This window comes from Paenibacillus kribbensis, assembly GCF_001705305.1.
Taxonomy (GTDB): Bacteria; Bacillota; Bacilli; order Paenibacillales; family Paenibacillaceae; genus Paenibacillus; species Paenibacillus kribbensis_B.
In genome coordinates this window covers 265,541-282,152 of record NZ_MCBP01000006.1, presented here as the reverse complement: position 1 = coordinate 282,152, position 16,612 = coordinate 265,541, and the positions used below count along the sequence as shown (strand labels likewise).

Genomic DNA, 16,612 nt, shown 5'->3' with positions numbered 1-16,612 from the left:
ACGCACGATTCCAACCGGGGTACAGGCCCCATGAAGCAGGAGGGATGTCATTGAAAGCCTTATTTGAGAAGGAAAAAAATTACTGGAGTCATAAGCTGGAACCTGAGGATCATATCATTTGCCTGCCATACACCAACAACGTATCCAAGGATGCAAATTCAACGAATTCAAATTCCCATACGTACACGCTCACATTTCCATCTGAAATTTCCGGGCGAATATCTTCTATAACAGGTGGCGCTCCATGGGCAGTGTTTATGGTTCTGCTTGCTGGAGTAGAAAGCCTATTACATAAATACACAGGTGAGGAACGTGTGCTGCTGGGCATTCCGGTAGCCAAATCTGGCAACAGTGCAACAAAGCCGATCAATCATCTACTTTTACTAAAAAACACGCTGGATTCCACCACAACCTTCAAAGCCTTGCTGGCTCTAATCAAAACCTCTGTCAGCGAAGCGATTGAGCACCAAAATATTCCCTTTTGGAACTATTCGGAATTACTTGAAATTCCGCGTAGCGAGGCTGACAAGCCTCTTATCCACACCACCGTGTCTCTGCGAAATATCCATATTTCTGATTTTCTGAATCATGTACAGTCTGAGCTGGATTTTCAATTTCAATGGGAAAATGCAGCGGTTTCCCTGAACGTGAAGTACAGTAGCGACCGTTATAGCGAGGCGACGATTGAACGCTTTGTTGAACAACTGTTGCGGTTGTACACCATTGTTTTGCATCAGCCAGAGCTGGCGATTTCCGCAGCACAAGTGCTGTCAGAGCAAGAAGTGGAGCAACTGGCTTATACCTTCAACGATACAGCTGTGGATTATCCGCGTCATGCGTCCATACATGCGTTGTTTGAGGAACAGGCGAAGCAGACACCACAGCAGGTGGCAGTGGTGTGCGGACAAGACAGGCTGACCTATGGAGAATTGAACGAAAAAGCGAGCCGTCTGGCTCATACATTGCGTAAGCTGGGAATCTGCACCGAGCAGGCGGTCGGCATTGTGGCTGAACGCTCAATTGAAATGATCGTCGGTATGCTTGCGATTCTCAAAGCAGGCGGAGCGTATGTGCCGATTGACTCCGATTATCCGAATGAGCGCGTACGCTATTTGCTGGAGGATTCCGGTGCAAACATACTGCTGGTACAGCGAATGGAGCATCGGCCCGTTGATTTTGCAGGAACTGTGCTCGACCTGAGTGATTCCGCAATCTATGGAACGGATGATGCTGATCGTTGCGATCCCGTTTTGCCAAATGATCACGGGACGTATACTGACACGGCTGATATGGGATACGTAGACTGCCTAAACCCGCTCTATTCCATTTCCGCTAGTTCCGAGCTTGCTTCTACTACAACGACACAACCAGAAACCAATCAACCAATAACTATTCAATCAGAAGCTACACAATCAGATCAAGCAGAACAGATACAACAGGCTTACACAGCTGGAGAACAATCGAAGGCGACCGCTGCTGATCGCCTGGCATACATCATGTACACTTCAGGGACAACAGGCCAGCCCAAAGGGGTTATGGTGGAGCACCGCAATGTCGTACGTTTGGTGAAAAATACAAACTATGCGCAATTGGATGCCGATACGCGTATTTTGCAGACCGGGGCCGTTGTCTTTGATGCGTCCACCTTCGAAATTTGGGGTGCGCTATTGAACGGTGGACAGCTGGTGCTGGTGAGTCAGGATGTCATTTTGGACGCACCCAAGCTGAAGGAAGCCGTGCGCAGCCACGGCATTACCACGATGTGGCTGACCGCGCCGCTCTTTAACCAGCTGTCCCAGCAGGATCTGAAGCTGTTCGAGGGGATACGGGAGCTGCTGGTCGGCGGGGATGTGCTGTCCGTACCGCACATTAACCGGGTGCTGGAGGCTTATCCGTCCCTGCGGATCATTAACGGCTATGGGCCGACGGAAAATACGACCTTTTCCACCACGCATGCGATTACTGGCGTGCAATCGGAATCGGTGCCGATTGGCAACCCGATCCATAACTCGACGGTGTATGTCGTGGACCGTTCGATGCAGCTGCAGCCCGTCGGGGCGTGGGGAGAGTTGATCGTCGGCGGTGACGGGGTGACACGTGGCTACCGCAACCGCCCGGACCTGACAGCCGAAAAGTTCATCGACAGTCCGTTCCGCATCGGAGAACGCTGCTATCGCACAGGCGATCTGGTGCGCTGGAATGCGGACGGGACGCTGGAATACAAAGGACGGATCGACGCCCAGGTGAAAATCCGGGGGTACCGGATCGAGCTGGGCGAGGTGGAAGCACAGCTGTTGAAGTTGGAGGCGGTGCGAGAAGCCGTCGTGATCGCACGTGAGGATGAGCAGGGACAAAAGCAGCTCTGCGCTTATGTGGTGACCGATACGGATGTAGCGGTAAATGAGCTGCGCAGCGCGTTGAGCCAGGAGCTGCCGGGCTACATGGTGCCGTCGTATTTTGTGCAGCTGGAGCAATTGCCGCTGACGCCTAACGGCAAGGTGGACCGCCGGGCACTGCCGCAACCGGAGGGAAGTGTAAACTCAGGCGCAGCATATATACCTCCTCAAACTCCATTGGAAGAACAGCTCGCGAGTATTTGGCAAGAGGTGCTGGAGCTTGAGCGTATTGGGACTAAGGATAACTTTTTTGAAGCGGGAGGACACTCTCTGCGGGCGACACATGTCATATCGCTCATCCATAAGGAATTGCATAAAAATGTGCAGTTGAAGGATTTGTTTGAGCACCCGACGATTGAACAGCTTGCGCAGGTGATTGAAACGCTGGAGCAAACCGCCTATGAATCCATCTCTGTTGCTGAGAACAAGCCGTTTTATACAGTATCCTCAGCGCAAAAACGGATGTACATCCTCAATCAGCTTGACGGAGCGGGAGTTAGCTATAACATCCCCGGTGCCCTGACACTAACAGGTTCACTCGATCATAGAGCACTGGAAAAAGCGTTCTGCCAGCTTATTGACCGCCATGAAACATTGCGCACCAGCTTTGAGACCATGAACGGTGAACCTGTCCAGCGAGTGCATGACGAGGTTCCATTTCACATCGAGCTGCTTCAGGCCGACGGAGCCGACCGGATGCACACGGATAAGCTGGTACATGATTTTGTCCGACCGTTTGATCTGGCGCAGGCTCCGCTGTTCCGGGCTGGTCTGATTGAAATGGGTCCAGAGCATCATATCTTGCTGCTGGATATGCACCACATCATTTCGGACGGCACCTCTATAAATGTGCTGATTCAGGATTTCATCCGTTTATATGCAGGCGACACGCTGCCATCACTGCGCATTCAGTATAAGGACTACGCCGCCTGGCAACAGGAGCAGCAGCAAAGTGAACGCTACCGGGAGCAGGAAAGCTACTGGCTGAATACCTTCGCGGGAGAGCTGCCCGTGCTGGATATACCAACCGATTACCCACGTCCGGCGGTGAGAAGCTTTGAAGGAGATTTGCTGGAATTTACGCTCGATCAACGGCAAAGCGAGGGATTAAAAAGCATCGCGCTACAGACGGAATCGACATTATATATGGTGCTGTTGGCTGCTTATACGGCTTTGCTTAGCCACTACAGCGGGCAGGAGGATATTATTGTTGGTTCGCCGATTGCGGGACGGCCCCATGCTGATCTTGGCAGTCTGATCGGGATGTTCGTGAACACACTGGCGATCCGCAATTACCCGGAAGGCGGGAAAACATTCCGCGATTATGTGCTGGAGGTCAAGGATAACGCGTTAAAGGCTTTTGAACATCAGGATTATCCGTTTGAAGAGCTGGTGGACAAGCTGGATGTGGATCGAGATTTAAGTCGCAATCCGTTATTTGATACCCTGTTTGCTCTGCAAAATCTGGAGCAAAAGGAGCAGCAGCTGGCAGGGTTGCAATTGACACCCTATCCGAGTGAACAAACGACGGCCAAATTTGATTTGAGTCTGCTCGCGCTGGAAGATGGGGAGGAAATCATCTGCGGTCTTCAATATGGAACCCGGCTGTACAAGCAGGAAACGATACAACGCTTGGCGACACATTTCCAACAGCTTATCCATGTGGTAATAGAACAGCCGGATATCGTTCTTTCGGCTATTGAAATCGTTTCGCCCCAAGAAAAAGAGCAGATTGTGCAGCAATTTAACGATACAGCAGCAGACTATCCGTATCCGTGTGATCAAGCTGTGCATGTGTTGTTCGAGGAGCAAGCAGCACAATCGCCGGATCGGGTGGCAATCACCTTTGCGAGCACACAGCTTACCTACCGCGAGCTGAATGAACGTTCTAACCATCTCGCACGCATACTTGCTTCCCATGGGATACGGCGCGGCTCTGAGCCGGAAATACAGCGGGTAGGGATTATGGCTGAGCGCTCCATCGAACTGATCGTCGGTATGCTGGCGATTTTGAAGGCTGGAGGGGCCTATGTTCCCATTGATGCCGATTATCCTGAGGAGCGTATCCGTTATTTACTGGAGGATTCCGGCGCTCAGCTGTTACTGGCACAGCAACGCGAGCAGGTTCTTTTTGAACCAAGTATTCCGGTTATAGCTTTGAATGATGATCCAGGATGGAGCAGCGAACCTGAACTTAATACTCATGCGGATGAATCTGCTGCGATCTCAACGGAGGGATCTTCCTCCGATCTTGCGCATGTCATATATACCTCCGGTACGACAGGCAATCCGAAGGGCGTTATGATCAAGCACCGCAATGTCGTGCGCTTGGTGAAAAACCAAAGCTATGCCACGTTTGACGGAAATACGCGTATGCTGCAATTGGGCGCAGTTGTGTTCGATGCCTCCACGTTTGAAATCTGGGGAGCGCTGCTGAACGGTGGCCAACTGTATGTGGTAAGTCATGACACGATTTTGGACGCCGCCAAGCTCAAACAGACCATTGACAAGTATCGTATTAACACCATGTTCATGACCGCAGCTTTATTCAATCAGCATTCACAGCAAGACATTGGAGTGTTTGCTTCCCTGAAGGAATTGCTCGTGGGTGGTGATGTGTTGTCCGTACCACACGTCAATGACGTGCTGAAGGAGTACCCGCAGCTTCGGTTGATCAATGCTTACGGGCCGACGGAGAACACCACCTTTTCCACCACCTATGACATTACAGAAGCGCAAGCCCAGGCTGTTCCCATTGGACGTCCGATTCATCATTCGACCGCATATGTGGTCAATCGTTCGTTAAAGCTGCAGCCTGTCGGGGCATGGGGAGAACTGATCGTCGGTGGCGACGGCGTGGCGCTCGGGTATCTGAATCGGTCCGAGCTCACGGCGGAAAAGTTTATTGAAAGTCCATTCCGGCCCGGAGAATACTGCTATCGTACAGGAGATTTGGTGCGTTGGCGTGCAGATGGCGTGTTGGAGTACAAGGGAAGAATGGATGAGCAGGTCAAAATTCGCGGCTACCGCATTGAGCTGGGTGAAATTGAAACCCGATTGTCCATGATTGCAGGTGTGAAGGAATCGGTAGTTACAGTGCGGCAGGATGATAACGGGCAAAAACAGCTGTGCGCATATTTCGTAACAGACAGCGAATTGAGTGCGAGCGACATACGTAACGTTTTGTCGCAGGATCTGCCTGGCTATATGGTGCCTTCCTACTTTGTGCAGCTTTCCAGACTGCCCTTGACGCTGAATGGTAAAGTAGACCGCAGGGCACTGCCTGCACCTGAGCATAATGTCGATACAGGCATGGATTATGTGGCACCCGAGACAGATGTTCAGCAGGCGCTGGCTGCGGCTTGGGGGGCCATTCTGGGTATCCGGCAAGTGGGCATACAGGATAACTTTTTCCATTTGGGTGGTGACTCCATCAAGGCCATCCAAGTATCGTCCCGCTTGTTTCAGGCTGGTTACAAGTTGGAAATGAAGGACTTGTTCAAATACCCCACAATTGCGGGACTAAGCACATATATTCAGCCTGTTAACCGAATAGCCGAGCAGGGCGAGGTTACAGGAAATGTAGTGCTTACACCGATTCAGCGCTGGTTTTTTGAACAGCCAACAGGAGAACCACATTATTTTAACCAATCCGTCATGCTCTATCGGCAGGAAGGTTATGACGAACAGGCACTACGGCGGGCGCTCCATCAGATTACATCGCATCATGATGCATTGCGTATGGTTTTTAGTTTGTCGGAGAACGGATGTACAGCATGGAACCGCAGTGTAGAGGAAGGCGAACCGTACCATCTGGAGTGCTTTGACTATAATGACAGCGATGTAAACAAGGAAGATTTGGCGAAGATAATTGAAGCCAAATGCAATGAAATTCAATCTGGTATTTCCCTAAGCGAAGGTCCGTTGATGAGACTGGGGCTGTTCCGTTGCCCGGATGGAGATCATCTGCTGGTCGTGATTCATCATTTGGCGGTGGACGGGGTATCCTGGCGCATTTTATTCGAGGATTTGGCGACTGCCTATGATCAAGCCTCCAAGGGTGAACAGGCGATTCAGCTGCCTCATAAAACAGATTCGTTCCAAACGTGGGCCGAGCAGCTGCACGCTTATGCCAACAGCGCAGCCATTGAACGTGAGCGAGCGTATTGGGGGGAACTCGCACAAGCGGAACTGGCTCCTTTGCCGCAGGATTATGGGCATAACGAGCACGAAAAGCCGTTGATTGGCGACAGTGAGTCGGTTACCGCTGTTTGGACAAGTGAGGAGACAGAGCAGCTGCTTAAGCAGGCAAATCGTGCCTACCGAACAGAGGTTAACGACCTGCTGTTGACAGCGGTAGGGATGGCATTGCAAGCGTGGTGCGGACATGAGCGTTTCCTGATTCATCTGGAGGGACATGGACGGGAAGCTATTTTACCAGAGGTGGACATTACTCGAACGGTAGGATGGTTTACAAGCCAATATCCCGTTTTGCTTGATATGGCAGAAGAGCTGTCTCTTTCGCAGCGGATTAAGCGTGTGAAGGAAGGACTGCGCGGCATCCCGCAAAAAGGGATTGGCTACGGTGTACTGAAATATTTAGCCGACCGCCAGACGCAGGCACCGGAGGCATCTCCAGCCATATTTACGACAGATCCCGAAATCAGCTTTAACTATTTGGGACAGTTCGATCAGGATATGAAAGGGAACGACTTGCAATCATCCTCATATGAAGGTGGGATGCCGCTAAGCCCAACCATGGCTCGGACGTATACGCTGGATTTTGGCGGCATCATTTCAGGAGGTCAGCTGGGTCTGACGATTAGTTATAGCCGTACCAGCTATAGACCGGAGACGATCGAGCGATTGGAGAAATTACTGGAATCGAGCCTGCGTGAAATTTTGGCGCATTGCATCCATAAAGAACACCCGGAGCTTACCCCAAGTGATATTTCCTATAAAGGAATGAGTGTGGAGGGCTTGGACAGCCTGTTATCTGAAATGAGTGCTGCGGGTGAGATCGACAATGTATATGCACTGACCCCGATGCAGAAAGGGATGCTGTTTCACAGCCAGCTAGATAGTCAAGCAGCCGCGAATGACGCGTATTTTGAGCAGGTTTCTTATGATATGCGAGGTCAGATGGACATTCGGGCTTTTGCAGAAAGCCTGAATATTCTGGTTCGACGACATGAGGCGCTGCGTACACATTTTTATTTTGGCAGAGATACGGAACCGTTGCAGGTGGTGTATCGAAATCGGGATTGCGGCTTTCAATATGAAGATTTACACAATCTGGATGAAAATGCAAGAGATACCTGGGTGAAAAGTTTCAAGTTACAGGATAAAACACGGGGCTTTGATCTGCGTCGGGATGTCCTGCTGCGTGTAGCGATTTTACGTACCGGAGAAGACAGCTATCATTTTGTATGGAGCTTCCATCATATCGTCATGGACGGCTGGTGTCTGTCCCTTATAAATAAAGAAGTGTTTGAAAGCTATGCAGCACTTCAGGAGGGCAGAGTGCCAGAGCTGGCACCGGCAGTGCCGTACAGCCGCTTTATTGAATGGCTGGAAGCACAGGATCTCAAGGCGGCAACCGACTACTGGAGCAGCTATTTATCCGGATATGAGCAGCAAACAGCACTACCAGCTGTAAAATCCGGTCGTAAGAGTGAAGGCTACACGGCCAGCGATTGGGTGACGGTTTTGGAGCGTGAGCTGACCCTCCGGGTGGAGGAGACGGCTAAGCGATATCAGGTGACCATGAATACGTTATTACAAACCGCATGGGGGATTGTGCTGCAAAAATATAACAACCACAGTGATGTCGTATTTGGCAGTGTCGTCTCAGGCCGTCCATCGGATATTATCGGGGTCGAGGATATTATCGGCTTGTTCATTAATACCATTCCCGTTCGCATCCTTAGTGAGGCAGGGGAATCTTTTGCAGAAGTTATGAAGAAAACACAGGAGCAGGCGCTGGCTTCTCATGCGTATGATACGTATCCACTGTTTGAGATTCAGGCATTGACCGACCAGAAACAGGATTTAATTAACCATATTATGGTGTTTGAAAATTATCCGGTGGATGAGCAGGTCGAGGAGCTGGGAAATGACGGGCAGGATACATTCCCGATTTCCAACGTGGTGGCTACAGAGCAGACCAACTACGATCTGAACGTAGTCGTTATGCCGGGAGAATGCATAAAGATTCGTTTTATGTATAACGCGTTAAGCTATGATCAAACAGACATTGAGCGTCTGCATGGACATTTTGTGAATCTGTTGGAGCAAATTTTGCTTAACCCGAATGTTTTCGTAGAAGAGCTGGAACTGGTTACAGCGGCGGAAAAACAACAAATTACAGGAGAGTTTAATGACACTGCCTCTGCATATCCAGGCAATCACACAATCCAAAAACTGTTTGAGGAGCAGGCAGAGCGCACGCCGGATCATATTGCCGTAGCTTTGGGTCATCAATCATTGACCTATCGGGAGCTCAATGAGACGGCCAACCGATTAGCGCATACGCTGCGTGATGCAGGGGTGAAACCCGATGAACCTGTTGGCATTTTGACGGAGCGCTCGCTGGATATGATTACTGGAACACTCGCTATTTTGAAGGCTGGAGGCGCGTATGTGCCGGTAGACCCTCAATATCCGGAGGACCGTATCCGCTATATGCTGGAGGACTCGGGAGCCAAGCTGCTGCTGGCACAGCAGGATTTACTGGATCGTTGCTATTTTGACGGACAGATTGTCAATCTGAATGAGGATACGTCCTACAGTGCAGATGCTTCCAATCTGGGTATAGATGGAGCGGGTAATCATGCTGCTTATGTCATTTATACCTCGGGTTCAACAGGTAAGCCTAAGGGTGTCGTTGTTGAGCATCAAAGTGTCGTGCGCCTCGTCCGCAATACGGATTATGTGCCATTTGATGAATCGACCCGAATGCTGCAGACTTGTGCGTTTGTATTTGATGTATCTACGTTTGAAATTTGGGGCGCGCTGCTGAACGGCGGTCAGCTTGTTCTCGTGCATAAGGATGATCTTTTGGACGCGGCCAAGCTTAAAGAGACGATACGGGATCATCGCGTCACCATGATGTGGCTGACCACACCGTTATTTAATCAGCTTTCGCAGCAGGATAGTAAACTTTTTGGCGATGTGAAGTATTTGCTGGTTGGTGGTGATGTTTTGTCTGCACCCCATATTAACCGGGTCCTGCGTGATAATCCGGACATGAACATCATTAACGGCTATGGGCCAACAGAAAATACAACCTTTTCGACGACGTATCACATTACAGAAGAACAGCTGAATTCTGTGCCGATCGGACGCCCCATCCGCAATTCGACGGCGTATGTTGTGGATTCGTCATTTAACCTGCAACCGGTCGGAGCCTGGGGTGAGCTGGTTGTCGGCGGAGACGGAGTTGCACGTGGTTATCTGAACCGTCCTGAGCTGACGGCTGAGAGATTTCTTGCTAACCCGTGGGTGAACGGAGATCGCCTGTATTGTACGGGAGACCTTGTTCGCTGGCGTGAAGACGGCATACTGGAATACGCTGGACGGATTGATCAACAGGTTAAAATTCGCGGTTACCGGATTGAGCTGGGCGAGGTGGAGGCGCGGCTGGCAAGTGTACCGTCCGTGCGGGATAGCGTTGTTATCGCTTTGCGGGATGGAGCAGGTCAGCAGCAATTATGTGCTTACTTCACTGCCGATGAACAGCTGACCATCCGTGAGATTCGAGCTGTGATGTCGGCCAGTCTGCCGAGCTATATGATTCCATCCGCATTTGTACAGCTGGATCGGTTTCCGCTGACGACAAACGGCAAAATCGACCGCAAAGCTTTACCTGTGCCGGACAAAGCGCTGCACACGGGTATAGAATATGTCGCACCGCGCACCGATGTGGAGCAGTTGCTGGCAGCCATTTGGCAGGAAGTGCTTGAAATCCCACAAGTGGGTATCCACGATGACTTTTTCACGTTGGGTGGACATTCCTTGAAAGTGCTGGAGCTTATACGCAAAGTTCACCTTGCAACAGACATTGAGCTTCCCATCCGTAGTGTTTTGGAGTTCCCGACTATTGAAGAGCAGGCGCTCACATTATTGAAAGCCGATCTGGAATACAAGGCCGATAGTCCAATCATTCGGTTGAATGAACACGGTCCGGTCTCCATCTTCTGCTTTCCTCCCATGCTTGGATACGGGCTGTCGTTCGCGGAGCTTGCGAAACAACTGGATCAGGACGCAGTCGTGTATGGATTGGAGTTCGTGGATGATGCTGCGGATGAGCAGGCAATGCTGGCACGTTACGTTGATTTGATCGTCAGCACGCAAGCGCAAGGTCCGTATGTGCTGCTTGGTTATTCCATAGGCGGTAATCTGGCGCATAAGGTTGCCGACACACTGGAGCGTCAAGGTCATGCTGTATCCGACATTTTTATGCTCGATTCGGTCAAAAGGACGGAAGCCCTGCCCTTTACAGTCGAAGAAACAGAACACGAAATTCATGCCATGCTTGAACAGGTTCCCGAATCCTACCGTGAGCTATTGAATGAAACGTACCAGCGTAAAATGATCGCTTACGCGGTGTATGGCAACCAGCTTGTGAATACAGAGAGCGTTCAGGCGAATATTCACGGCTTTGTCGCCGTTGGATCGGAAACGGTGAAGGGTACAGGAGATAATCGACTTTTATGGAAAGACGCTACACAAGGTAGCTATGAAGAGCATAGCTTGATTGGCAATCATTATGAACTGCTGGAACCCGGATTTATCGAGGGAAATGTAAAAAGTATCCGTGCCGCAATACAAAAGATAACCCGGAACACGGACAAAGACATGACACAAGATTTGGCACATCATAAATCTTGAAAATCTACGGTCGATGATTTAACTAACTGGAATCACTAATTTTTAATCTGTAACACATGAATCCTGATCGAACAGGTAAGAGGCCTTCCGCTTACGCGATTCGATCAGGATTCACTTTATCATCTGCACTCCCGTGATGGGAAGTGCGATGATTTCATAGCGCCATGCTGATGGCTCCGATACCGAGTGAAAATATCTGCTCCGCTATGCAATCACCGCACTGTCAAGACAATGAACCAACTTCACACATAAGGATGGTGCTCACATGAAGAATAGAGGCATTTGTTGCCTATCCGCATTCATAGTATCGTTGTTTTTCTGGAACCTGCTCAATGCTCCGACATGGGCAGCAGGCAGCATAACGCCGAATACATTGGAAAAAACAGTAGATCACATCATGAGTACAAAATTGGAAAAATGGCATATTCCCGGAGCTGCCGTCGTCGTGACTAAAGGAGACCAAATTCTTTTTACTAAAGGCTACGGATATGCGGACCTGGAGCGGAAAATGGCTTTCGACCCGGCGAAGACCATTGTTCGTGTCGGCTCTCTAACGAAATCATTGAGTGCAAGCGCCGCTATGCAGCTGGTCGAGCAAAACAAGCTTGATTTGAACGAAGATGTGAACAGCTATCTCCACAGCTATAAAGCTTCGCAATACCAAAATCAACCTTTTAATCTGCATCAGCTTTTGACACACACCTCGGGATTGGACGAAGCGGTGTATGGCATTAGCAGCCATACCCAGGCTGGCTCTTTGCCCACTGAGCAATATCTCAGTATCTATTTTCAAAATCAGCCTCCCATCCGCGAGCCCGGCATTCAGTTCGATTACAGTAATGTCGCCTACGGTCTGGTTGGTAATATAGTAGAGCAAGTAAGCGGTCAGCGGCTGAATGATTACCTCCGAACACATCTGTTCCAGCCGATGAATATGCCTAGCGCGACACTGGATTTGCCACGAAATAATCCTGCGTTGGCCCAATCGTATCGGTGGAGTGATGGAACGTATCAGAAACAGCCATTTTCGTATATCAATCTGCCGGGAGCAGGAGCGCTGAGCGTCACACCCAACGAATTTTCACGGTATCTGATCACTCATTTAAACGAAGGCAAGTATGAGGGAAAAGCAGTGCTACAGCCGCAATCGATCAAAGCTATGCATGCACAGCAATTTGCGGCTGATGCACGTCTGGATGGCGTGGGCTACGGATTTTTTCGCGGTCAACTGGTGACGGGAGTCCCCATGCTGTGGGCTACCGGGGAAATTGATGATTTTATTTCCGAAATGGTACTGATCCCGTCCCAAAAGCTCGGAATTTTTGTGACCATCAATGCAGCTGACTCGGACACCCTGCTTCATGGAGAAGTCATAAATGCGATAGCACAAATGCTGCTTGCAGAGCCGCAGACCGCTCCTCAGTCCATGGATCGTTCTGCCACGCAAGTGAAGCTCTCGCCAGAGATCGAGGGCTTATATCAGGTGAATTTGAGTCCCGTTCATGGGTGGGGGAAATGGATTCGGATGCTCGGAAGCATCAAATATACCGTTCGGATTCAAAATGATCACACGTTAATCGTCAACGGAGAGTACCCGGACGAAAATAAAGCAATGGACAAAATTTTTCAAGCGGCAGGCGATGGGCTGTTTGTGGAAAAGGGAGGCCAGCTTAAAATTTTGCTGTATCAGCAAAATGGTACATGGATGATGATCGCCCCGGATAGCAAGACCATGAAGCAGACGACACTTTGGCATCGTACCTGGACGTTGCTGGTCAGCTACGCTGCGGCCTCCTTGTTTTTCATCGCAACCTTGCTGATTTGGATCGTAAGATATGTGATCAGAGCTATCCGCAAAAATAAAGCTCACATTTCTTCTACCCTAGCTTTTATCGCGCTGCTGAATACGATTTTTCTCGGTGTACAGTTTATTTATGGCAACAGTCAGATTGTATATGGCTACCCCGCCTGGTATATCTGGGGGATTTGCGCGCTCCCGCTGATTTCAGCGCTCATTGCCGTATGGGTATTGATCGTGAATAGCGCAAAGCTGATTACAGGGGAAAGGAGAGCCAGAGCCACAGGGAAGATCCTGTTTGCGGTACTCACCTTGATGCATGTGGTATATCTTTTTTATTGGAATTTCCTTCCTGTCCATTATTCCTGAACATTTACAAAACATTGCATGTCCGAACATAAATGAACGCTAAAATTTGTATTTGGTTCCCCTTAACTGGAGCCACAAACTAACCAACAGGAGGAATAGAATGGGAATCATTCGTCTTTTTGCATCCCGCAGCTTCAAATATGCAACTGCAATGGTGTTCACTTTGTCGTTGTACGCTGGTGCTACGAGCAGCATACAACCGGCATCGGCCGAAGGCCCAACTGATCCTGCTCCGTTCATCGCTGCCAAGGTGGTGAATGAGAATGCCGGCAAAAAAGTGCTGTTCGATAATACACACGGACAGACGTCCGGTGCTGCAGACTGGGTCATTGACGGAGGGTTTTCCGACTTCGGACAGGCCCTTGCGAACCGTGGCTATGATGTGCATGAACTTCGCAAATCTACGCCGATTACTTACGATGATCTGAAAAATTATGATGTATTTGTGACGGCAGAGCCGAATATTCCTTTTAAACAAAGCGAACAGGCTGCAATGGAGCAGTATGTCAAAGCAGGCAACAGCATTTTCTTCATTGGAGATCATTATAATGCAGACCGCAATAAAAACCGCTGGGACGGCTCGGAAAGTATGAACGGCTACCGTCGCGGAGCTTGGGAAGATCCGGCAAAAGGGATGAGTGAGGAAGAAAGAAGCTCGGCAGCGATGCAGGGTGTAGTCAGCTCGGACTGGCTGGGCAGCCAGTTTGGTGTGCGTTTCCGCTACAATGCACTAGGTGATATTACCGCCAATCAGATTGTGGAGCCGGCGCAGGCGTTCGGCATTACAGCAGGGGTGGGCAATGTCGCGATGCATGCAGGGTCCACGTTGGCGATCATGGACCCGACCAAAGCCAAGGGCATCGTATACCTGCCTGAAACGAATCAAGCTTGGGGCAGTGCAGTCGATCAGGGCGTCTATAACGGAGGCGGCATACCGGAGGGACCCTATGCAGCCGTATCAAAAGTAGGGCTGGGTAAAGCTGCTTTCATCGGGGATTCGTCTCCTGTCGAAGACGCAGTCCCAAAATATTTGCGCGAAGAGACAGGGACCAAGAAGACGACATATGACGGCTTTAAGGAGCAGGATGATGCCGTGCTGCTGGTTAACCTTATCGACTGGTTGTCCAAGAAGGAGGACTACACCAGCCTGACGGATGTGAAAAGCTTGCAGCTTGACCAGCCAACGGCGCTGCTGCCTTTTGAAGAGCCGCAGACTTCGACGGAGCCGCAAGCCGAGCCTTGGTCCGCTCCCGCAGCAGGCTACAAATGGTGGGATCAGCAAACCTTCAAGACTGGCTCTTATGGAGGACCCACGGCCAGCGCACAGCCTGTGTACAGTATCGTTCGTCAGGAGCAGCTGCCGAATGCACAGCCTTTTCAAATTCGAATTGCTGCTGACCAGCTGGCTCCCAATTCCACGGTTACTGGATTCAGCACAGGTATTTATGTAGCAGGGGGCACTCAGGTAGCCCAGATTCAAAACCCGGATGGCACTTGGCCGACCTCGTATGGCTATAGCGGAGCATTTAGTCTGGCGTCCGACAGCAAGGGGCATGCCTACAAGGACCTCACCGTACGGATCAAGCCGGGAACCAGCGGTGCGGCCAATCTTCGATTGAGGCAAAATGGCAGCAACCTGCTGACCCAATCGGTCGTGCTGGCTGATGTCCCGGCAGAGCCGCTGCCTGAGGAAGGAAATGCCGTTCCGGCACGCATTAGTATTGCCGAAGCACGGAGCCTCCCAGCTGGCAAAGCTGTGACCGTGGAGGGAGTTGTGACGACACAGCCAGGCGCCTTTGGCGGTCAAGCCTTTTATATGCAGGACGAAAGTGGAGGCATTTATGTATATCAAAACCACAGCGGCTTCCAGCAGGGCGATCAAGTAAAGATTACAGCCAGCCTGGCATTGTACAACAGTGAACTGGAGCTGACCGATCCGGTGGCTATTGAAAAAACGGGAGCAGGACAGCTTCCAGCGGCCATGCCAATCACGGAATTAAGCGATGCCAATCAAGGACAGCTGGTTGAGCTTCCCTCAGCTACAATACGTAATGTGATCGACGCGACTCCAACTGGTTCATTTGAATTTGATGCGGTAGCTGGCGAGGCAAGTCACCATGTACGCGTGGATGCACGTACAGGCGTAACCCGGACATCCTTTCCATATCAGGAAGGGCAGCAGGTAAAGTTGAAGGGGATATCAGCGATTTTTAAAGGGAATTACCAGTTAAAGCCCCGCGGGCTGGATGATTTTTCAGTTCAAGCAGGGGCAGAACTGCAAGAAGTAAAGCTTTCGCTGGACCACCAGAACCTCAGCGTGGGGGATACCGCAACTACATCGCTTAAAGGTACGCTGACGGATGGCAGTGAAGCTGATTTAAGCAATGCTTCTGTGCAGTACACCAGCAGTCATGAGTCTGTTACGCTGGATACGTATGGCAAGCTTCAAGCAGTAAAAGAGGGAAGCGCCGAAATTACAGCCAGCGTCACCCTGGAAGGCAAAACCGTTGTATCCAATCCTGTAACGGTTACCGTCGGCAAAGCCAATACTGGTGAAGTGCCGGGTAAACCTGTATTATCCGATGATAACGGACACGCCAACGGGCTGAAGGATGGCAATTATCATATCATGATGAACTTGTGGTGGGGTACGAACGGCGATGAGCTCAAACTGTATGAGAACGGCGAGTTGATCGGGACCCAGTCTTTGCAAGCCGCTTCCCCCGGAGCACAGCATGCAATCATTCCAGTAACGGGGAAAGCAAATGGTACCTACGCATACACTGCCGAGTTGATCAATGCTTCCGGTAAAACGACCAGTGATCCGTTAGTCGTCAAAGTGACCGATGCTTTACCGGGCATTCCGGTGCTCTCTCACGACAATTGGGACGGTGACGGCAACTACACGGTTTCCATGAATATGTGGTGGGGGACCAATGCGACAAAGTATAATTTATATGAAAATGGTGAGCTGATCGACACGCAAGAGCTGGCGAGCAAAACTCCCCAGGCTCAAAGTGCGGCTACAAACATTCAAGGCCGGAAGCCGGGTACCTATGAGTACCGGGCCGAACTGGTCAATGACTCAGGAAAAGTTTCGAGCCAAACGATTACTGTAAAAGTGAAGTAGCGTTAATAAATAGCAAGAGCATCTATT

3 protein-coding genes are annotated in these 16,612 nt (G+C 50.4%); all 3 read left to right on the top strand.

The window, feature by feature from the left end; genetic code table 11:
• The first annotated feature begins 50 nt into the window (after positions 1-50).
• The 3 genes from BAZ21_RS13985 (at position 51) to BAZ21_RS13975 (ending at position 16,585) form a co-directional block, all read left to right on the top strand.
• Complete coding sequence (locus BAZ21_RS13985; protein ID WP_068501585.1) at positions 51-11,288, top strand: non-ribosomal peptide synthetase; 11,238 nt, start codon at positions 51-53, stop codon at positions 11,286-11,288.
• A 265-nt stretch (positions 11,289-11,553) separates the two neighbouring features.
• The gene (locus tag BAZ21_RS13980) at positions 11,554-13,455 is read left to right on the top strand and encodes a serine hydrolase domain-containing protein (RefSeq protein WP_068501581.1); all 1,902 of its coding nucleotides are present in this window, start codon (positions 11,554-11,556) and stop codon (positions 13,453-13,455) included.
• A 100-nt stretch (positions 13,456-13,555) separates the two neighbouring features.
• Positions 13,556-16,585: an endonuclease gene (locus BAZ21_RS13975; protein ID WP_068501579.1), complete on the top strand. Its 3,030-nt coding sequence runs from the start codon at positions 13,556-13,558 to the stop codon at positions 16,583-16,585.
• Positions 16,586-16,612 lie beyond the last annotated feature (27 nt).